This window comes from Allorhizobium borbori, assembly GCF_014196535.1.
GTDB lineage: Bacteria > Pseudomonadota > Alphaproteobacteria > Rhizobiales > Rhizobiaceae > Ectorhizobium > Ectorhizobium borbori.
The window spans coordinates 59,103-78,882 of the sequence record NZ_JACIDU010000002.1 but is presented as its reverse complement, the minus strand read 5'-3'; the positions used below and the strand labels follow the sequence as shown (position 1 = coordinate 78,882).

General features: G+C 61.5%; 18 protein-coding genes. 15 read left to right on the top strand and 3 right to left on the bottom strand.

The features are described 5' to 3' along the window. The first annotated feature begins 59 nt into the window (after positions 1–59). The 7 genes from GGQ66_RS02415 (at position 60) to GGQ66_RS02385 (ending at position 6,575) form a co-directional block, all read left to right on the top strand. Positions 60–602, top strand: a complete 543-nt coding sequence (locus GGQ66_RS02415; RefSeq protein WP_183789034.1) for a sarcosine oxidase subunit gamma — start codon at positions 60–62, stop codon at positions 600–602. Positions 603–935: 333 nt separating this feature from the next. Then, positions 936–1,838: a branched-chain amino acid ABC transporter permease gene (locus GGQ66_RS02410; RefSeq protein ID WP_183789032.1), complete on the top strand. Its 903-nt coding sequence runs from the start codon at positions 936–938 to the stop codon at positions 1,836–1,838. 3 nt (positions 1,839–1,841) lie between these two features. Then, positions 1,842–3,233: a high-affinity branched-chain amino acid ABC transporter permease LivM gene (livM, locus tag GGQ66_RS02405; protein WP_183789030.1), complete on the top strand. Its 1,392-nt coding sequence runs from the start codon at positions 1,842–1,844 to the stop codon at positions 3,231–3,233. Beyond that, positions 3,233–4,111, top strand: coding sequence for an ABC transporter ATP-binding protein (locus GGQ66_RS02400; protein ID WP_183789028.1), 879 nt, complete (start codon positions 3,233–3,235; stop codon positions 4,109–4,111). Before livM ends, GGQ66_RS02400 begins: the two co-directional genes overlap by 1 nt. After that, on the top strand, positions 4,108–4,836 hold the full coding sequence (locus GGQ66_RS02395) for an ABC transporter ATP-binding protein (RefSeq protein ID WP_183789026.1): 729 nt from the start codon (positions 4,108–4,110) through the stop codon (positions 4,834–4,836). The genes GGQ66_RS02400 and GGQ66_RS02395 overlap by 4 nt, the downstream gene beginning before the upstream one ends. A 112-nt stretch (positions 4,837–4,948) precedes the next feature. Next, positions 4,949–5,305: a DUF6867 family protein gene (locus tag GGQ66_RS02390; protein ID WP_183789024.1), complete on the top strand. Its 357-nt coding sequence runs from the start codon at positions 4,949–4,951 to the stop codon at positions 5,303–5,305. A gap of 151 nt (positions 5,306–5,456) precedes the next feature. Beyond that, positions 5,457–6,575, top strand: a complete 1,119-nt coding sequence (locus GGQ66_RS02385; RefSeq protein ID WP_183789022.1) for a branched-chain amino acid ABC transporter substrate-binding protein — start codon at positions 5,457–5,459, stop codon at positions 6,573–6,575. Positions 6,576–6,653: 78 nt separating this feature from the next. On the opposite strand, the gene GGQ66_RS02380 is transcribed toward GGQ66_RS02385, so the two are convergent. Next, positions 6,654–7,577, bottom strand: coding sequence for a response regulator (locus GGQ66_RS02380; protein WP_183789020.1), 924 nt, complete (start codon positions 7,575–7,577; stop codon positions 6,654–6,656). Next, positions 7,570–10,959, bottom strand: a complete 3,390-nt coding sequence (locus tag GGQ66_RS02375; protein ID WP_183789018.1) for a hybrid sensor histidine kinase/response regulator — start codon at positions 10,957–10,959, stop codon at positions 7,570–7,572. Before GGQ66_RS02375 ends, GGQ66_RS02380 begins: the two co-directional genes overlap by 8 nt. A gap of 244 nt (positions 10,960–11,203) precedes the next feature. Here GGQ66_RS02375 and GGQ66_RS02370 point away from each other — a divergent pair, with 244 nt between their 5' ends. After that, entirely contained in the window at positions 11,204–11,833 is a 630-nt protein-coding gene (locus tag GGQ66_RS02370) for a TerC family protein (protein ID WP_183789631.1), read from the top strand. A gap of 73 nt (positions 11,834–11,906) precedes the next feature. Here GGQ66_RS02370 and GGQ66_RS02365 read toward each other — a convergent pair whose 3' ends face one another. After that, complete coding sequence (locus tag GGQ66_RS02365; protein WP_183789016.1) at positions 11,907–12,419, bottom strand: Dps family protein; 513 nt, start codon at positions 12,417–12,419, stop codon at positions 11,907–11,909. A 225-nt stretch (positions 12,420–12,644) separates the two neighbouring features. Here GGQ66_RS02365 and urtA point away from each other — a divergent pair, with 225 nt between their 5' ends. From urtA to GGQ66_RS02330, 7 genes are all read left to right on the top strand, one after another. Beyond that, entirely contained in the window at positions 12,645–13,934 is a 1,290-nt protein-coding gene (gene urtA, locus GGQ66_RS02360; RefSeq protein ID WP_183789014.1) for an urea ABC transporter substrate-binding protein, read from the top strand. A 236-nt stretch (positions 13,935–14,170) separates the two neighbouring features. Next, positions 14,171–15,784, top strand: a complete 1,614-nt coding sequence (urtB, locus tag GGQ66_RS02355; protein WP_183789013.1) for an urea ABC transporter permease subunit UrtB — start codon at positions 14,171–14,173, stop codon at positions 15,782–15,784. After that, positions 15,784–16,944 (top strand): urea ABC transporter permease subunit UrtC, encoded by a 1,161-nt coding sequence (urtC, locus tag GGQ66_RS02350; protein ID WP_183789011.1) that lies wholly within the window; start codon positions 15,784–15,786, stop codon positions 16,942–16,944. Before urtB ends, urtC begins: the two co-directional genes overlap by 1 nt. A 5-nt stretch (positions 16,945–16,949) precedes the next feature. Then, positions 16,950–17,702 (top strand): urea ABC transporter ATP-binding protein UrtD, encoded by a 753-nt coding sequence (urtD, locus tag GGQ66_RS02345; protein WP_210287165.1) that lies wholly within the window; start codon positions 16,950–16,952, stop codon positions 17,700–17,702. Between the two features lie 5 nt (positions 17,703–17,707). Continuing rightward, positions 17,708–18,403, top strand: coding sequence for an urea ABC transporter ATP-binding subunit UrtE (urtE, locus tag GGQ66_RS02340; protein ID WP_183789009.1), 696 nt, complete (start codon positions 17,708–17,710; stop codon positions 18,401–18,403). A 208-nt stretch (positions 18,404–18,611) separates the two neighbouring features. Continuing rightward, entirely contained in the window at positions 18,612–19,430 is an 819-nt protein-coding gene (locus GGQ66_RS02335; RefSeq protein WP_370686273.1) for an urease accessory protein UreD, read from the top strand. 21 nt (positions 19,431–19,451) lie between these two features. Further along, positions 19,452–19,775: an urease subunit gamma gene (locus GGQ66_RS02330; RefSeq protein WP_183789005.1), complete on the top strand. Its 324-nt coding sequence runs from the start codon at positions 19,452–19,454 to the stop codon at positions 19,773–19,775. The last annotated feature ends 5 nt before the right edge of the window (positions 19,776–19,780 follow it).

Here is a 19,780-nt window from a genome sequence, read left to right as displayed (position 1 = left end):
AAGAGATAGTGCGTTTCACGCTTCGGAAAGAGGCGGAATATGCCAAGTGAGGTTGAGCGATGAATTTCGTCTTGAGACACCCGGTCGAGGAGCTTCTTGCCGCAGCACCGGCGGAACCCGCCCTCAACCATCTTTCCGTGCCGCGGAACAGGGCGTCATGGTCCGTTCTGGCCCACAAGGGCAGTGAGGCGACAGTCGTGCAGGCGCTTGCTGCTATCGAAGGGGCCTCGGTGCGCTTCTGCGGGCCTGAGGAGTGGCTGGTCGTCACCAACCGGGACGGGGCGGGGGCGGTTGCTTCGGCGCTTGCCGCCATTCCCGGCGCCTCGGTGGTGGAGCAGGGCGATGGCCGCACGGTGTTTTCGCTGGCGGGGCCGGACAGCCGGGCGCTGCTTGCCAAGTGCACGGCGCTCGATCTTCACCCCGATGCCTTCGCCATCGGGCGGTCGGCCAATGCGCTCGTCTGCCATGTTGGTGGCAATGTGGCGCGGGTGGCGCGCGACACCTACGAGATCACGGTGATGCGGTCCTTTGCGGCCTCGTTTTTCAGCGAAATCTGCCTTCTGGGCCGTGAGTTTGGCCTCTCTGCGGGCTTTGCCGATTGAAAAGACTGGAAATTTTCCAGTTGGTCAAAAAATGGTCATTTGAAGGTCAGAAATAGACTGATTGACTAGATAATGGCCATGGGAACAAAAAAAGGCAGAAAATTTGTTTGAATAGACGTTTGCCGCTTCACTTTTGGATTTAAAGCGGTATGGAATCCCCTAATCTGGAGCGTGAACAGCCGAAATTGAAGAATAACAAACGGCATTTGCGTTTCCGGTTGCTATGAGCGGAGCCGATCAGGGGGCCTCGAAGACCTCCTTCGGTGAATGCTTCAAAACAACATAAGAGAAAAGAGATGCGTCGTAAGCCACGTCGCATCCGGGGAAAAATAAATGGATTACTTCATCCAGCAGCTCGTGAACGGGCTGACTCTTGGCTCTATCTATGGTCTCATCGCAATCGGTTACACGATGGTCTACGGCATCATCGGCATGATCAATTTCGCCCATGGCGATATCTTCATGCTCGGTGGTTTCGCGGCGCTCATCGTTTTCCTGCTGCTCACGACGCTGTTTGCGGGTGTGCCGGTTGCCTTGGCACTCCTTGTCATGCTGATCGTCGCCATGCTGATGACCAGCCTGTGGAACTGGGCGATCGAGCGGGTGGCCTATCGCCCGCTGCGCGGTTCGTTCCGTCTGGCGCCGCTCATCACCGCTATCGGCATGTCCATCGTGCTGTCGAACTTCATCCAGGTCGCCCAGGGTCCGCGCAACAAGCCGATCCCGCCGATGATCACCGATGTCTATCATTTCGGTGAGGTGACGATCCAGCTCAAGCAGATCGTCATCATCATCGTCACGGCCGTCCTGCTGACGCTGTTCTGGTACATCGTCAACAAGACGCCGCTTGGCCGCGCCCAGCGCGCCACGGAGCAGGACCGCAAGATGGCCGCGCTTCTCGGCGTCGATGTCGACCGCACCATTTCGATCACCTTCGTCATGGGTGCGGCACTCGCAGCCGTCGCCGGCACGATGTATCTGATGTATTACGGCGTTGCCGCCTTCAACGACGGCTTCATTCCGGGCGTCAAGGCGTTCACGGCTGCCGTTCTCGGCGGGATCGGCTCGCTTCCGGGCGCTGTTCTCGGCGGCTTGCTCATCGGCCTCATCGAATCGCTCTGGTCCGCCTATTTCACCATTGCCTACAAGGATGTGGCGACCTTCGGTCTGCTTGCCTTCGTGCTGATCTTCAAGCCGACCGGCATTCTCGGCCGTCCTGAAGTGGAGAAGGTGTAAGCCATGGCCAACGCAATTTCCGAACCCGGCAAGGCTCCGGCCTCGCTTCTCGGGCAGGCCATCAAGGAGGCCGTCTTCACCGGCCTCCTGACCTTCGGCCTCTTCCTGCTCTATATCGGTTTCAAGACCGATCAGGACATTTCCAACGCATTGATCATCTATGGTCGTCCCGGCCTGCTCGCCATCTTCGTGGGCATCGCCGCCGTCGGTCGCTTCCTCATGGTGCTGTTCGTCCATCCCTGGGCGAAGGCCCGCAAGGATGCGCGCGCCGAGGTGCCGGTGCATGACATCGAGAAGAGCCCGAGCCTCTTCCACAAGCATTTCCTGAAGATCGCACTCGTCGCGCTCCTGCTTTACCCGCCGGTCATCGTGTCGATCTACGGTTTCCAGGGCTCGCTCAAGTTCGTCGACAATTTCGGCATCCAGATCCTCATCTATGTGATGCTGGCCTGGGGTCTGAACATCGTGGTCGGCCTCGCCGGCCTGCTCGATCTCGGCTATGTCGCCTTCTACGCGGTCGGCGCCTATTCCTATGCGCTGCTCTCCAGCCATTTCGGCCTGTCCTTCTGGCTGCTTCTGCCGATTTCCGGCATTCTGGCCGCCTTCTGGGGCATGATCCTCGGCTTCCCGGTCTTGCGTCTGCGCGGCGACTATCTCGCCATCGTGACGCTTGCCTTCGGCGAAATCATCCGTCTCGTCCTCATCAACTGGACGGATGTGACGCAGGGCACGTTCGGCGTCTCCAGCATTCCGAAGGCCACGCTGTTCGGCATTCCTTTCGATGCCTCGCCGGGCGGTTTCGCCAAGATGTTCGGCCTGCCGATGTCGTCGGCCTATTACAAGATCTTCCTGTTCTACCTCATCCTCGCACTCTGCATGGTCACGGCCTATGTCACCATCCGGCTTCGCCGCATGCCGATTGGCCGTGCGTGGGAAGCTCTGCGCGAAGATGAAATCGCCTGCCGTTCGCTTGGCATCAACACCGTCACCACCAAGCTCACCGCGTTTTCCATCGGCGCGATGTTCGGCGGCTTTGCCGGTTCGTTCTTCGCGGCGCGGCAGGGTTTCGTCTCGCCGGAATCCTTCGTGTTCATGGAATCGGCGGTCATTCTCGCCATCGTCGTTCTCGGCGGCATGGGCTCGCTGACGGGTATCGCGGTGGCTGCCATCGTCATGACCGGCGGCACCGAGCTGCTGCGCGAAATGGAGTTCCTGAAGCATATCTTCGGCCCCGATTTCACGCCCGAGCTTTACCGCATGCTGATCTTCGGCCTGGCCATGGTGATCGTGATGATCCTCAAGCCGCGCGGTTTCGTCGGCAGTCGTGAACCCTCCGCCTTCCTCAAGGAGAAAAAGGCCGTTTCCGGCAGCTTTACCAAGGAGGGCCACGGCTGATGGCCTCGGTAGATACTTCAATGACCAGCAAAGATACGATCCTGAAGGTCGAGCATCTTTCGATGCGCTTCGGCGGCCTCATGGCCATCAACGACTTCTCCTTCGAGGCGAAACGCGGTGAAATCACCGCGCTCATCGGCCCGAACGGGGCGGGCAAGACCACGGTGTTCAACTGCATCACCGGCTTCTACAAGCCGACGATGGGCATGATTTCGCTCCACCAGAAATCCGGCAAGGAATATCTGCTGGAACGGCTGCCCGATTTCATGATCACCCGTGAAGCCAAGGTGGCGCGTACTTTCCAGAATATCCGGCTCTTCTCGGGCCTGACGGTTCTCGAAAACCTGCTCGTCGCCCAGCATAACAAGCTGATGAAGGCCTCGGGTTACACCATCCTCGGCCTGCTCGGTTCCCCGCTCTACAAGCGTGAGGCCAAGAAGGCGATCGAGACGGCGGCCCACTGGCTGGAGCGCGCCGATCTGATCGACCGCGCCGACGATCCGGCGGGCGATCTGCCCTACGGCGCCCAGCGGCGTCTGGAAATCGCCCGCGCCATGTGTACGGGCCCGGAACTGCTGTGCCTCGATGAACCGGCGGCGGGTCTCAACCCCAAGGAATCGCTGGCGCTCAATACGCTGCTTCGCTCCATCCGCGACGAAGGCACGTCGCTGCTCCTCATCGAGCACGACATGTCGGTGGTCATGGAAATTTCCGACCATGTCGTGGTGCTGGAATACGGGCAGAAGATTTCCGACGGCACGCCGGACCATGTGAAGAACGACCCGAAGGTCATCGCGGCCTATCTGGGCGTGGATGATGAAGAAGTGACCGAGGTGATCGCGGAAGTGGAAAGCCTTGACGGAGGTGCCAAGGCATGAGCGGCGAAACGCTTCTGAAAGTTCAGGGTGTCGAAACCTATTACGGCAACATCCGCGCGCTTGGCGGTGTCGATGTCGAGGTCAAGAAAGGCGAAATCGTCAGCCTGATCGGTGCGAACGGCGCCGGCAAGTCGACGCTGATGATGACGATCTGCGGTGCGCCGCAGGCCCGTTCCGGCTCGATCATCTTCGACGGCACCGACATCACCCGCATGCCGACGCATCTGATTGCCCGCATGCGCATCGCCCAGTCGCCGGAAGGCCGCCGCATCTTCGGCCGCATGACCGTTCTGGAAAACCTCCAGATGGGTGCCGGGCTCGACAACATGAAGTATTTCCACGAGGACGTGGAACGCATCTTCACGATGTTTCCGCGCCTCAAGGAACGCATCAACCAGCGCGGCGGCACGCTTTCGGGCGGCGAACAGCAGATGCTGTCCATCGGTCGTGCGCTGATGGCCCGTCCGAAGCTTCTGTTGCTCGACGAGCCGTCGCTCGGCCTCGCGCCGCTGATCGTCAAGGGCATCTTCGAGGCGATCAAGAAGCTCAACCAGGAAGAGGGGCTGACCGTTTTCCTCGTGGAGCAGAACGCTTTTGCCGCGCTGAAGCTTTCCGACCGCGCCTATGTGATGGTCAACGGCAAGGTGACGATGAGCGGCTCTGGCCGCGAGCTGCTCGCCAATCCGGAAGTGCGCGCTGCCTATCTCGAAGGCGGTCATCACTGAGAAATGCCGTCATCCGGCGCGGCCCGTTGCCGCAGCCGGATATCGGTCTTCCCATTTTTGGAGTGTCCGGCGGCTGGCTCATCGAGCGCCGTCCTTCTCCAGGAGGTTGAACATGCAAGGACTTTTATTCGAGACGGACGAAGGCGTGAAACTGGTGCTGCGCGTGCTGGTCATGCTTCTCTGCTTCTGGACGGCCTGGCGTTCCGGCCGGGCGGCGGCTGAAAGCTGGAGCAACTATGGCACGGCGGTGGTGTACACGCTGCTGCTCGGTTTAGCGGCCCGCTTTTTGCACTTTTCGCTGTTTCAGGGGCCGTTCATCAGCCCTGTGAATTATGTGCTCGACACGGCCGTTCTGCTGGTGTTCGCTACCGCTGGCTTTCGCGTGCGGCGTACACAGCAAATGGTCTCCAACTACTATTGGCTTTACGAGAAATCCTCACCGTTTTCTTGGAAAACAAAGCAAAGCTAAGCATTGACAAGCGCACCTTGGATTTTCCAGACTGGCGCACCGAAATAACCGCGGCGGGGAACGCTGACGGGGAACCAATATCCACAGCAGCCTTGGCGGGTGTTGCTGGGGACAGAATCAACCCGAACCCGTCTTTTTTGGGAGTATTGGCATGAAGAAGTCTCTTCTTTCCGCAGTCGCGCTGACGGCCATGGTCGCTTTCAGCGGCAGTGCCTGGGCTGACATCCTTGTCGGCGTCGGCGGTCCGCTCACGGGTCCGAACGCCGCATTCGGCGCTCAGCTCCAGAAGGGTGCAGAACAGGCCGCTGCCGACATCAACGCTGCTGGCGGTATCAACGGCGAAAAGATCAAGATCGTTCTCGGCGACGACGTGTCCGACCCGAAGCAGGGCGTTTCGGTTGCCAACAAGTTCGTTGCTGACGGCGTCAAGTACGTGATCGGCCACTTCAACTCGGGCGTGTCCATCCCGACCTCGGAAATCTATGCCGAAAACGGCATTCTCCAGATCTCCCCGGCATCCACCAACCCGAAGTACACCGAGCGCGGCCTGTGGAACACGTTCCGTACCTGCGGCCGTGACGACCAGCAGGGCGCTGTGGCCGGCAAGTACATTGCCGAAAACTACAAGGGCGCCAAGGTTGCCGTGATCCACGACAAGACCCCCTATGGTCAGGGTCTCGCAGACGAAACCAAGAAGGCTCTGAACGCCGCCGGCGTCACGGAAGTCGTCTATGAAGGCATCACGCCCGGCGAAAAGGATTACTCCGCCCTCATCGCCAAGCTGAAGCAGGCCGGCACCACGCTGATCTACTTCGGCGGTCTGCACCAGGAAGCCGGTCTGATCATCCGTCAGGCTGCCGACCAGGGTCTCAAGGCTCCGCTCTTCTCGGGTGACGGTATCGTTTCGAACGAACTCGCTTCCATCGCCGGTGACGCCGTTGCCGGTACGCTGAACACGTTCGCTCCGGACCCGCGCGAAAACCCGGCTTCCAAGGAACTCGTCGAAAAGTTCCGTAAGGCCGGCTTCGAACCGGAAGCCTACACGCTCTATGCCTATGCCGGTCTGCAGGTCATCGCCGAAGCCGCCAAGGCTGCCGGCACCAACGACAGCGAAAAGGTTGCCGAAGCCATCAAGGCCAAGGGTCCGTTCAAGACCGCTCTCGGCGACCTCGGCTTCGACGCCAAGGGCGACATCACCCGTCCGGACTACATCGTTTACGAGTGGTCGAAGGGTGCAGACGGCAAGTACTCCTACTTCCCGAAGAAGTAATCTCGTCCGTCAGGATGAAAGGGAAAGCCCGGCATTTCGCCGGGCTTTTTCCGTTTTGGGGTTTTGGAAAGTCGAGGTTTAGCCCTCGTGCAGAACCTGTGCGGCGCGTACCGCCGCCGACGCCCGGTTTTCAACACCGAGCTTCACGTAGATCTGTTCCAGATGCTTGTTCACCGTGCGGGCCGAAAGGCCGAGGATTTCGCCAATATCTCGGTTGGCCTTGCCGCGGGCAATCCACACCAGAACCTCCGATTCGCGCACCGTCAGTCCGAAGGCGCGGCGGAGCGTTTCATCCTCGCTGCGGCGGCTTGCCGCCGTCAGGCGGAACAGGAATTCATCCGGGCCGATGCCGCCGAGAAAGGCGAGCTGCAGGCTCGCTTCGCCCTCTGTCGTCACGGAGAAAGGGGCGTCCTGCTGGAAGCCGGGGCGGCTGCGGTCCTTCATCCATACGGCGATGGCGGAAAGCACCTGATCGAGCCCATTTTCGCGGCCAGCGGCGGTATCCGCGAGACGCGCGGCCTGCGGTGTCGACCATTGCAGCGCGCCATCGCCCTTCACGGCCAGAAGATGCCGCCCGGCAGCATCGAGCGCGACGCGGGCGCTCTGGGCCGAGCGGGCATTGGCAAGATGAACGCGGATGCGGGCGCGCAACTCGTCGATATTGATCGGCTTGGTGAGGTAGTCGACACCCCCGGATTCGAGCGCATGAACGATGTGGCCGGTCTCCGTCAGGCCGGTCATGAAGACGACGGGGGTCTGGGCCGCGGCGGCATTGGCTTTCAGGCGACGGCAGGTTTCGAAGCCGTCCATGCCCGGCATCATCGCGTCGAGAAGGATGAGGTCGGGCGTGATGCGCTCGACAATGCCGAGCGCTCTCTGGCCGGACGTGGAAATCAGCACGGAATAGCCGGCCTGTTCCAGCGCCTCGGTGAGAAAGCCGAGCGCTTCGGGACTGTCGTCCACCAGAAGCACGATGTCGCGCCGATAGGCTCCTTCAGGCATCGTCCGCGTTCCTTTGTTCATCGAACCGCGTCAGGAACGCGGCATATCCGTTCAGGTCGAAGGCCTGCACGTAGGGTTCCAGCGCTTCCGCGAAGGGGCGGTTCTCGGGCAGGGCGGCGAGTTCCGAAAGCTTGGCGCGAATGCCGCGAATGTAGCCGATCTCGCCGAGCCGCCGCAATTCCTCGATGTGGCTCTGGCCGGGGCTTCTGAGTTCGGCGGCAACGGGGGGCGGTGCTGCCGGTTCGTCGCCCTGATGGGTCCATTCGAGACCGAGCGTCAGCGCCAGCTTGTCGCAAAGCTGGCGCAGGTCCACCGGCTTGGCGATGGCGCCATTGTGGCCGCCCTGATCGCCGCCGACATAGGAGCCGTCGCCGATATTGGCGGAGAGCATGAGGATCGGCGCCGTCTGGCCGGAATCGCGCAGACGCGACACGAGCTGCCAGCCGTTCATGCCGGGCATGGAAATGTCGATGAGGAAAATGTCCGGCTTCACGCCCTCGATCAGCGTCAGGCAGGCCTCGCCGGAGCCGGCGGTCAGCACCACGAAGTCGAGCGGCGAAAGCACGGCATGCATGAGGTCGCGGTGGTCCTCATTGTCGTCCACCACCACCACGGTGCGGCGCGGGCCGGTATAGCCGGTGATCTTTTTCTCCGCCGGCGGGTTCATGAGCGGCCGGTCGATGGCGGACAGCATGAGCCGTACCCGGAAGGTGGTGCCCTTGCCGTGTTCGCTCGAAACGGAGATTTCGCCGCCCAGCGTGTTGGTCAGAAGCTTGGTGATGGTAAGCCCGAGGCCGAGGCCGGGCAGGGGCCGCACGCTTTCGGCCTCGCCGCGCTGGAAGGGCTCATAGATGCGCGACAGGTCCTTTTCGGCAATGCCGCGTCCGGTGTCGCTCACCGTGAACGTGGCGACCTGATTGCGATAGGCGACGTCGAAGCGCACCGTGCCTTCATCGGTGAACTTGATGGCGTTGGAGAGCAGGTTGACGAGGATCTGGCGCAGGCGCTTTTCGTCGGCGCGCACATAGCGCGGCATCATGCGGGCGCGCTCATGTTCGAAGGTCAGTCCCTTGGCCAGCGCCTGCGGGCGGACCATATCGACGATCTGGTCGAGAAAATCCTGAATATTGATCTCGTTGGCATTCACCTGCAGGCGACCGGCCTCGATCTTGGAAATGTCGAGCAGCCCGTCGATGAGGCCGGAGAGGTGATCGGCGGAGCGACGGATGACGCGGATTGCCGACTGGCGCGGCTGCGGAATGGTTTCGTCGCGCTCGAGGATCTGCGCATAGCCCAGCACGGCGTTGAGCGGTGTGCGCAATTCGTGGCTGAGGCCGACGACATAGCGGCTCTTGGCGCGGTTGGCGGCTTCGGCCACTTCCTTGGCCTGCTGGAGCGCTGCATCGGTCTTCTTGTGGGCGGAGATTTCCTTCAGCAGCAGGCTGTTCTGGCGGAAGCTCTCCTCCTCCGCCACCACCTGCGCATCGTGGGCCAGCACATAGAACCAGCAGACAACGCCGGCAATGACCGAGAAGACGAAGAAAACGATGAAGCTGGTGCGGTTCACCACCGCCGCGGTTTCGGGTGAGGCCGCCCCCACCTGATGAGCGATGAGGGCGAGAATGGCGCCGATGGCGGTGATCGAGGCGCAGGCAGATAGCACATAGCGGCCCAGCCGCGAACCCATCCACGCTACGGCCTTTTCGGACAGGAACTTGCGCGCCACGCTGCCGGCCTGCGCGTTCAGCCGGGCCTTCGGCTTGCACATGTCGTGGCAGCGGCTGTCCAGTGAACAGCAGAGCGAACAGATCGGCGCTGAATAGGCGGGGCACCACGCCATGTCCTCCGGCTCGAACGGGTGCTGGCAGATGGAGCAGGTGATGCTGCTCATCGTCTTCCATTGCCGGCGCGGCTTGCGGGCGAGGTAATATTTGCCGTCCGTCGCCCAGGCGATGGCGGGCGAGATGACGAGCGCTGCGACGAGCGCGATATAGGGCGCCAGCGATGCGGCGATGGCGCCGAACAGGCCGAAATGAGCAAAGAGCGCGATGCCGGCCGAGAGAATCAGTGTGCCGGTGCCAACCGGGTTGATGTCAAAGAGATGAGCGCGCTTGAACTCGATGCCGGGCGGGGCAAGGCCGAGCGGTTTGTTGATGAAGAGATCGGCGGAAATGGTGCAGAGCCAGGCGGTGGCGATGATCGAGAAGATGCCGAGCGTTTCTTCCAGCAGCCGGTAGATGCCGAGTTCCATGAGAAGCAGCGCGATCGCCACGTTGAACACCAGCCACACCACGCGGCCGGGATGCGAATGGGTCAGCCGCGAGAAGAAGTTCGACCAGGCGAGCGACCCGGCATAGGCGTTCATCACGTTGATCTTGAGCTGCGAGACGACGACGAAGGCGGCCATCAGAAGCAGGGCGGCGCTTTCGTTCGGGATCATGTAGCCAAAGGCGGCGAGATACATATGCGAGGGGTCGGCGGCCTCCGTTGCCGGCACACCGGTCGAAAGCGTCAGCACCACGAGGAAGGAGCCGGCCAGAAGCTTCGGCGCGCCGACGATGACCCAGCCCGGACCGGCGAGGAAGACGGCGATGCGGCGGCGCAGGCTCGTCTGGCCTTCCGGCGGCAGGAAGCGCAGAAAGTCCACCTGCTCGCCGATCTGCGACATGAGCGCAAGGATGACGGCGGAGGCCGCGCCGAATTCCACCAGCCGGAAGGGCGCGAAGGTGCCGGGTTCGGACGCCGCGTGGTGAATGCCCTGAAAAGCGACCCAGAGATCGAATTTGCCTGAATCCATCAGGGCAATGAAGATGAAGGGCAGGATGTTCAGGATGATCCAGAAGGGCTGCGTCAGGATCTGGAAGCGCGAAATGAGCTGCACGCCATGGGTGACCAGCGGAATGACCACCAGTGCGCTGACGATGTAGCCGATCCAGACCGGCAGGCCAAAGGCCAGTTCCAGCGCGCCTGACATGATCGAGGCCTCGATGGCGAAGAGCATGAAGGTGAAACTGGCATAGATGAGCGAGGTGATGGTGGAGCCGATATAGCCGAAGCTCGCACCGCGCGTCAGAAGGTCGATATCGACACCGTGGCGGATGGCGTAGCGGCTGATGGGCAGGCCGATCGCCAGCATGGCGATGGACGCCGCGACGATGGCGAAGAAGGCGTTCGTCGTGCCGTAGGAGAGCGTGATCGCGCCGCCGATGGCTTCCAGCGCCAGAAAGGAAATGGCGCCGATGGCGGTCTGGGAAATGCGGTCGGAGGAAAAGCGCCGCGCGCTCTTGGCGGTAAAGCGAAGCGCGTAGTCCTCCAGCGTCTGGTTCGCCACCCAGCGATTATATTCGCGCCTCACCGGAATGATGCGTTGCCGCGCCGTCATGTCGTCCCTTCCGCTTGTCCTTTTCTTCCTAGCACGGGTGCTGCACCGCGACAAAGCTTGGCGTGCGGGAAACGACCTGCCCACCTACGTCATATGGCGTAGGTGCCGGAGCCTGCCGGAATGCATGGGGTGCATGGGGGAAATGATCGCCTGAGGCCAGATTTGTTTTTCCCACCCGGCGACGGTTCTGATAACGGGTGCGTGACTGAAATTTGAGAAAAGGGGGCTTCAGGTCTCGACAATGTTGGAAATCTTCACGCCTGAAGGGTTTGGCGCCCTTCTTCAGGTCATCGCCATCGACCTCGTTCTGGCCGGTGACAATGCTGTGGTCATCGGCCTTGCCGCCGCCGGTTTGCCGGCGCACCAGCGCACCAAGGCCATTCTCGTCGGCATCCTCGCCGCCACCGTTCTGCGTATCGCCTTTGCCAGCGGCACGGCCTACCTCATGAACATCGTCGGCCTGCATTTCCTCGGCGGCCTGCTTCTGGCGTGGGTGTGCTGGAACATGTGGAAGGAACTGCGCGCCGCCGCGCACGAGCCCCACAAGACCGGCGAGACGGATGATGTCGATCTCAATGTCGACAAGACCTTCATGCAGGCGGCGACCCAGATCGTCGTCGCCGACGTTTCCATGTCGCTGGATAACGTACTGGCGGTTGCCGGGGCGGCGCGCGAACATGAAAGCGTGCTCGTCATCGGCCTCATCCTGTCCATCGGCCTGATGGGCCTGGCCGCCAATCTCGTCGCCCGCCTGCTGCACAAGCATCGCTGGATCGCCTATGTTGGCCTCGGCGTCATCGCCTATGTGACGGTGAACATGCTCTATACCGGCTTTGTCGAGATCTGGCCTTATATTGCCGGCTTTCTGGCCTGAGATCACACGGCGTTAGCCGCCTTAACGTCCTTCGGGAGGCTCGCCACGGGCGAGCCTCCCGTGCATTCGTGCCTTATTCCGATGCAATGGCGCGCAGCATCCAAAGTGCCTTTTCGTGGAAAGTCAGACGATCCGTCAGCATGTCGGCGGTCACCACATCCGAATGATCGTCGGCCTTTGTGGCGGTGGTTCGTGCCAGGCGCACGGCGGCTTCGTGTCCGGCGATCAAATCATCGATCATCGAGGCGGCTGTCAGATGTTCGGCCTCACCGGCCTTCGGAGCGAAACGCGCCGCCATATCGAGGTTTGCCGGTGCCAGATGGCCGAGAGCCCGGATACGCTCTGCGACGATATCGATGGCTTCGAACAGCGCTTTGTAGTGTTCCTCGGTCAGTTCGTGCAGCGGCTTGAACAGGGGGCCGACCACATTCCAGTGGTAAATGTGGCTCTTTATGAGAAGACGATAGCTTTCGGCAAGGATGTCGGAGAGGTCTTTCGCCATTTCCCGGCGGTAGGCCGCCGTCAATCCGACATTCATGGACTCGCTGTGTGCCTTCGGTTTCAGGCTTGCGGCGTTGCTGGTCATGGTTTCTTCCTTTCCTTAACGGGGATGGGGTCTCCCGGTTACAACGCCGCCCCCCGCCAAGGGTTCCCATTCGCTTCGTTGCGCCCATCTTGCCCCCATGCCTACGTCAATTGACGTATGTCGCATTGCGAAAGCGTGCCGGATAGTTGGCGCCAGCAGGGGGGTAAGGAATTTTTAATCCCTCCGTTGCCGTCCAACGAAAATCATCAAGAGGGGTCTCTTCATATGTCTCTGAAGATCAAGCTGAGTGGTGCGCTTCTCGCTGCCGCCATGTCTGCAACGGCACTTTCCGGCGCATTCGCTGCCGAAGACACGATCAAGATCGGTGTCCTGCATTCGCTGTCCGGCACCATGGCCATTTCCGAAACGACGCTGAAGGATGCCGTCCTGATGCTCGTGGAAGAGCAGAACAAGAAGGGCGGCGTCCTCGGCAAGAAGCTTGAAGCCGTCGTCGTCGACCCCGCTTCCGACTGGCCGCTGTTTGCCGAAAAGGCCCGCGACCTGATCGCCAAGGACAAGGTCGCCGCCGTGTTCGGCTGCTGGACGTCTTCCTCGCGCAAGTCCGTTCTGCCGGTCTTCGAAGAGCTGAACTCCATCCTGTTCTACCCGGTTCAGTACGAAGGCGAAGAGTCCTCGCGCAACATCTTCTACACCGGCGCCGCGCCGAACCAGCAGGCCATTCCGGCTGTGGACTACCTGCTCGAAGAAGAAGGCGTGAAGCGCTTCGTTCTCGAAGGCACGGACTATGTGTACCCGCGCACGACCAACAAGATCCTGGAAGCCTACCTGATCTCCAAGGGCATTCCGAAGGAAGACATCCTCATCAACTATACGCCGTTCGGCTTCTCGGACTGGCAGACGGAAGTCGCCAAAATCAAGGAATTCGGTTCGGCCGGCAAGAAGGCCGCCGTGGTTTCCACCGTCAACGGCGACGCCAACGTTCCCTTCTACAAGGAACTCGGCAACCAGGGCATCAAGGCCACCGACATTCCGGTCGTCGCCTTCTCCGTGGGTGAAGAAGAACTCGCCGGCCTCGACACCAAGCCGCTCGTCGGCCATCTCGCTGCCTGGAACTACTTCCAGTCCGTCGAAGCCGATGCCAACGCCGAGTTCATCAAGACCTGGCATGCCTATACCAAGAACGACAAGCGCGTGACCAACGACCCGATGGAAGCCACGTATATCGGCTTCAACGCCTGGGTTAAGGCTGTCGAGGCTGCCGGCACCACCGACACCGACAAGGTTCTCGACTCGATCATCGGCGTTGCCGTTCCGAACCTGTCCGGCGGTTACTCCACCGTCATGCCGAACCACCACATCACCAAGCCGGTGCTGATCGGTGAAATCCAGGAAGACGGCCAGTTCTCCATCGTCAAGGAAACCGCTTCCGTCGTTGGCGACGAATGGTCCGACTTCCTGCCCGACTCCAAGGATCTGATCTCCGACTGGCGCGCTCCGATGTCCTGCGGCAACTTCAACGTTGCCACCGGCAAGTGCGGCGGCAAGGGCAAGTAATATCAAGGGAGCGGGCTCTCGGGCCCGCTTCGCGCCCGCCTGACGGCGGCATCACTTGCAGGGCCGAGGCGGGGTGAAGAGCTGTGTGCTGTCTAACTTCATCCCGCTTCTGGCGTTCTATCGCTTTCATTTTCCAAGACATGGCGCGTGTCGCGCCTTTTGCAGAAAATGCTTTCATCCGTTCCGGATCCATTCGCTGCACGGGCGCCTTGCGTCCGCATCCTCGGGATCACGCCATGACCACGTTCAGAAACGCAGCGGCGGCTTTCGCCTTTCTTCTTTCCCTTCTGTTTTCGGGCCTCGCCGCGGCGCAATCCGACCCTGCCGCCCTGTTCGACCAGCTTGGCAAGGCCAATTTCGCCGAGACTGAAAAGATCATTGCCGAACTCGGCAAGACCGGTGATGTGAAGCTCGTTCCCGCCTTCGAAGCCTTCAGCGCCGGCGATCTGTATCTGCGCAAGGAAGACGGCAAGGTGTTCGTCGCGCGCGGAACCGGCGCCACGCTCCAGCTTTTCAACCCGGCGACGGGCGAAGCGACGGGCGAGGCGGCCAAGGGCGCACTCACCAAGCTCAAGGTCAACAATACCGTGCGCCGCGCCATCAACAATGCGCTGGGCGGCCTGACACTGCTTTCGCCGGACAAGGCCGTCCGGTTTGCCGCCGCGCAGGCCGTGCTGAAATCGCCTTCCGCCGATAATCTCGCGCTGCTCGAGGCGGCGCTCGAGAAGGAAACGGACAGCGGCGTTCGCACGATCATGGAGGAGGCAAAGGCGGTTTCGCTGCTCTCCTCCGACCGGCCCGTGGACCAGAAAAAGCTTGCCATCGAGACGATCAAGAAGATCGGCGGGCGCGATGCCATCGGCATCCTGCGCTCCGCCGAGGCGAGCGTCGATGCAAGCCTGAAGCCCGACATCGACAAAGCCATTGCCGGGATCGAGGATACGCTCAAGCTCTGGGACGCGGCACAGAATGTCTGGTACGGCCTGTCGCTCGGTTCTGTCCTGCTGCTGGCGGCCATCGGTCTTGCCATCACCTTCGGCGTCATGGGCGTCATCAACATGGCGCATGGCGAAATGGTGATGATCGGCGCCTATTCCACCTTCATCGTGCAGGAGTTCATTCGCCAGAACGCGCCCGAACTGTTCGACTGGTCGCTGGCGATCGCGCTGCCGGTTGCCTTCGTCGTAACCGGCGCGGTTGGTCTCGTATTGGAACGCAGCGTCATCCGCTTCCTTTATGGTCGGCCACTTGAAACGCTTCTGGCCACCTGGGGCGTGTCGCTGGTGTTGCAGCAGGCGGTGCGCTCGCTTTTCGGGCCGACGAACCGCGAGGTGGGCAACCCGTCCTGGATGTCCGGTTCGTTCCAGCTCGGCGGCCTCGCCATCACCTGGAACCGCCTGTGGATCATTCTGTTCTCCATCGTCGTGTTCCTGGCGCTGCTTGCCCTTCTCAAGCGCTCGGCCTTCGGCCTGCAGATGCGCGCCGTCACCCAGAACCGCCGAATGGCGTCGTCCATGGGGATCAAGACGCCGTGGGTCGATGCCTTCACCTTCGCGCTCGGCTCGGGCATCGCAGGTCTTGCGGGTGTTGCGCTCAGCCAGATCGACAACGTATCGCCCAATCTCGGCCAGTCCTACATCATCGACAGCTTCATGGTCGTGGTGTTCGGCGGTGTGGGCAACCTCTGGGGCACGCTGGTGGGCGCTCTGTCGCTCGGCATCGTCAACAAGTTCCTCGAGCCTTATGTCGGGGCCGTGCTGGGCAAGATCCTCGTGCTCGTTCTCATCATCCTGTTCATCCAGAAGCGTCCCCGCGGGCTGTTCGCCCTCAAGGGCCGGGCGGTGGAATAATGATCACACAATTCCTTCTCAGGGGCTTCGACAGGAAGATTGTCGCCGTTCTCTTCGTCCTTCTCGCCATCGGCGTGCTGGTTCCGGCCTCCAATCTCCTGCTTTCGCCGGAAAATCCGCTGCATGTGCCGACCTATGCCATGTCGCTTTTCGGCAAGTATCTGTGCTATGCGCTGCTGGCACTCGCGCTCGATCTGGTCTGGGGCTATTGCGGCATTCTCTCGCTTGGTCACGGCGCCTTCTTCGCGCTCGGCGGCTATGCGATGGGCATGTATCTGATGCGCCAGATCGGTTCGCGCGGCGTTTATGGCGATCCCGTGCTGCCAGACTTCATGGTCTTCCTGAACTGGAAGGAATTGCCGTGGTTCTGGCATGGCTTCGATATGTTCTGGTTCGCCATGCTGATGGTCGTCGTCGTGCCCGGCCTGCTCGCCTTCGTGTTCGGCTGGTTCGCCTTCCGCTCCCGCGTCAACGGCGTCTATCTGTCGATCATCACCCAGGCCATGACCTATGCGCTGCTGCTCGCCTTCTTCCGCAACGACATGGGCTTTGGCGGCAATAACGGCCTGACCGACTTCAAGGACATCCTCGGCTTCTCCATTCAGGCGGACGGAACCCGCGCCGCGCTTTTTGCCGCCACCGCGCTCTTCCTCGCGCTGTGCCTCGCCATTGCCTCGGGCATCGTCTCCTCGAAGTTCGGCAAGGTGCTGGTCGGGGTGCGCGATGCCGAAAGCCGCGTGCGCTTCCTCGGCTACCGCGTCGAGCATATCAAGCTCTTCACCTTCGTCGTCTCGGCCATGATGGCGGGCATTGCCGGTGCGCTGTTCGTGCCGCAGGTCGGCATCATCAACCCCGGTGAATTCGGGCCCGGCAACTCCATCGAAGTCGTCATCTGGACGGCGGTGGGTGGTCGCGGCACGCTGATCGGGCCGATCATCGGGGCTGTGCTGGTCAACTTCGGCAAGAGCGTCTTCACCGGCGCCTTCCCGGAAATCTGGCTCTTTGCGCTGGGTGGCCTGTTCATCGCCGTCACCCTGTTCCTGCCGCGCGGCATCGTCGGCACCATCCAGCACCGCTTCAAGGCCCGCCAGGCCATGAAGGCGGCCAGGGACGCCGAATCCGGCATCGACAGCGACACCAAAATCCAGCCGGCGGAGTAAGGATCATGACGGAAACCAGACCGAGAAGCCTGCTTTACCTCGACAATGTGTGCGTCTCCTTCGATGGCTTCAAGGCGCTGAACTCGCTGTCGCTCGTCATCGAGCCCGGCGAACTCAGAGCCATCATCGGCCCGAACGGCGCCGGCAAGACGACGATGATGGACATCATCACCGGCAAGACCCGGCCCGATTCCGGCGAGGTGTTCTTCGAGGACAGCGTCGATCTGACCAAGAAGGACGAGGCGGATATTGCCCGGCTGGGCATTGGCCGCAAGTTCCAGAAGCCCACCGTGTTCGAAAGCCACACGGTGTGGGACAATCTTGAACTGGCGCTCAACCGCAAGCGCGGCGTCTTTTCCACCCTGTTCTATACGCTGACGGAAGAGGACAAGGCCCGCATCGAGGAAATCCTCGCCACCGTCCGTCTGGGCCACCGCAGCCATGAACTGGCGGGCAGCCTTTCCCACGGCCAGAAGCAATGGCTGGAGATCGGCATGCTGCTCGCGCAGGAGCCGAAGCTTTTGCTGGTCGATGAGCCGGTGGCCGGCATGACGGATGCCGAAACCGTGGAAACGGCGATCCTTCTCAAGGAAATCGCCAAGACCCGTTCGGTGGTCGTCGTCGAACACGACATGGGTTTCATCCGCGATCTTGGTGTCAAGGTCACCTGCCTCGCCGAGGGATCGGTGCTTGCCGAAGGTTCCATCGACTACGTGAGCAACGATCCCAAGGTGATCGAAAACTATCTGGGAAGGTGAAGCCAATGCTGACGGTCGATAACATCAATCTTCATTACGGCGCGGCGCAGGCGTTGCGCGGGGTTTCCATCAAGGCGGAAGCGGGCAAGATCACCTGCGTTCTCGGGCGAAACGGCGTGGGCAAGAGTTCGCTGCTGCGCGCCGTCACCGGTCAGCATTCGGTGTCCGCCGGCACGATCACGTTCGGCGACACGACGCTGAACGGCCTGCCGCCCTTCGCCCGCGCCCGCAAGGGCATCGGCTATGTGCCGCAGGGGCGTGAAATCTTCCCGCTGCTGACCGTGAAGGAAAACCTGGAGACCGGCTATGCGCCGCTGGCCCGCAAGGACCGCTCCATTCCCGAGGATATTTTCAACCTCTTCCCCGTGCTGCGTTCCATGCTGGCGCGGCGGGGCGGCGATCTTTCGGGCGGACAGCAGCAGCAGCTCGCCATCGGTCGCGCCATGGTCACGCGCCCTTCGATCCTCGTGCTGGACGAGCCGACCGAAGGCATCCAGCCGTCGATCATCAAGGATATCGGCCGGGCGATCCGCTATCTCCGCGACAGCACCGGCATGGCCATCCTTCTGGTTGAACAATATCTCGACTTCTGCCGCGAACTGGCCGATTACGTCTACATCATGGATCGCGGCGAGATCGTGCATGAGGGGCTGGCGGAAACGCTGGACACGCAGGAAGCCCGTCGCCATCTGACCGTGTGATCGGAACGAATGTCGTTCTGCATAAATAATATGCAGGAAAGGCTGGTCTTTCCGAAAGGCGGGTGGCAAGTCTTGCCAGTGCTCGGAAAAACGGCCCTTTGTCCATTCGGTCAAAAACGGCACGGGAATTGCTTTGCAGCCTTTGCGGATGAAGCGGGCGAGCGGCGCCCTTTCCGTGAAGTGCGGCAGCAGGCAGACGAGGTGCTGGGTGACGAACGCGGCGGATATCAGGCCCCAGAGGGCGCGGGGAACGGGCCGGTTGACGGCGCGGTTTTCCGGAGGGCGTGCGCGGGTCAGCGAGCTTTACCAGGAAGGATGCGGCAAGATTCGCCTGCCGGAAACCTTCACGCAGGAAATGGAGGCCGTACTCATCAATTCGTCCGGCGGGCTGACGGGCGGCGACCGGCTGGAATGGGAAATTCGCGCCGAGGACGAAACCTTTCTGACGGTGACGACGCAGGCCTGCGAGAAGATTTACAAGGCAGCCGAAGGTGCCGCCGAAGTGGCGACGCATATCGTGGCCGGCAAGGGATCGCGCGTTCACTGGTTGCCACAGGAAACCATCCTGTTCGACAATGCCGCGCTGACCCGCAGGCTCGATGTCGATCTGGACGAGACCGCCGAGTTTCTCGGGCTGGAAGCCTGCCTTCTCGGGCGCAAGGCCATGGGAGAGGCGATGAATACCGGGCTGTTTCGCGACCGCTGGCGTGTGCGCCGCTCGGGCCGGCTCGTTCACGCGGAAGAACTGAAGCTCGATGGCGACATCGCGCAGCTGACCTCTCTTGTGCCGGTTCTGGGCGGCGAGGTCGCGTTTGCGACATTGCTCTATTGTGCTGCCGATGCCGAGGCATTCCTGCCGAAAGTGCGCGCCATTCTGGGCGATGCCATTGGCGGGGCCAGCTTCTGGCAGGACAAGCTGGTGGTGCGGTTCGCGGCGGTGGACGGGTTCTCCCTGAGAAAAATCATGATCCCGATGCTTTCCGTCTTGCGCAAGGGCGCGCCAGTGCCGAAAGTCTGGAATCTCTAGTCCCATGAGAATGGATTTGCCATGAACCTCACTCCCAGAGAAAAAGACAAGCTGCTGATTTCCATGGCGGCCATGGTGGCGCGGCGGCGCCTGGAGCGCGGCGTGAAGCTGAACTATCCCGAAGCCATTGCGCTGATTACCGATTTCGTGGTCGAGGGCGCCCGCGATGGCCGCCCGGTGCCGGAACTGATGGAGAGCGGCGCCCATGTGGTGACGCGGGCCATGGTGATGGAAGGCGTGGCGGAAATGATCCACGACGTTCAGATCGAGGCGACCTTCCCCGACGGCACCAAGCTCGTCACCGTGCATGAACCGATCCGTGACGCGCTCACGATCACAGTCTGAGGAGG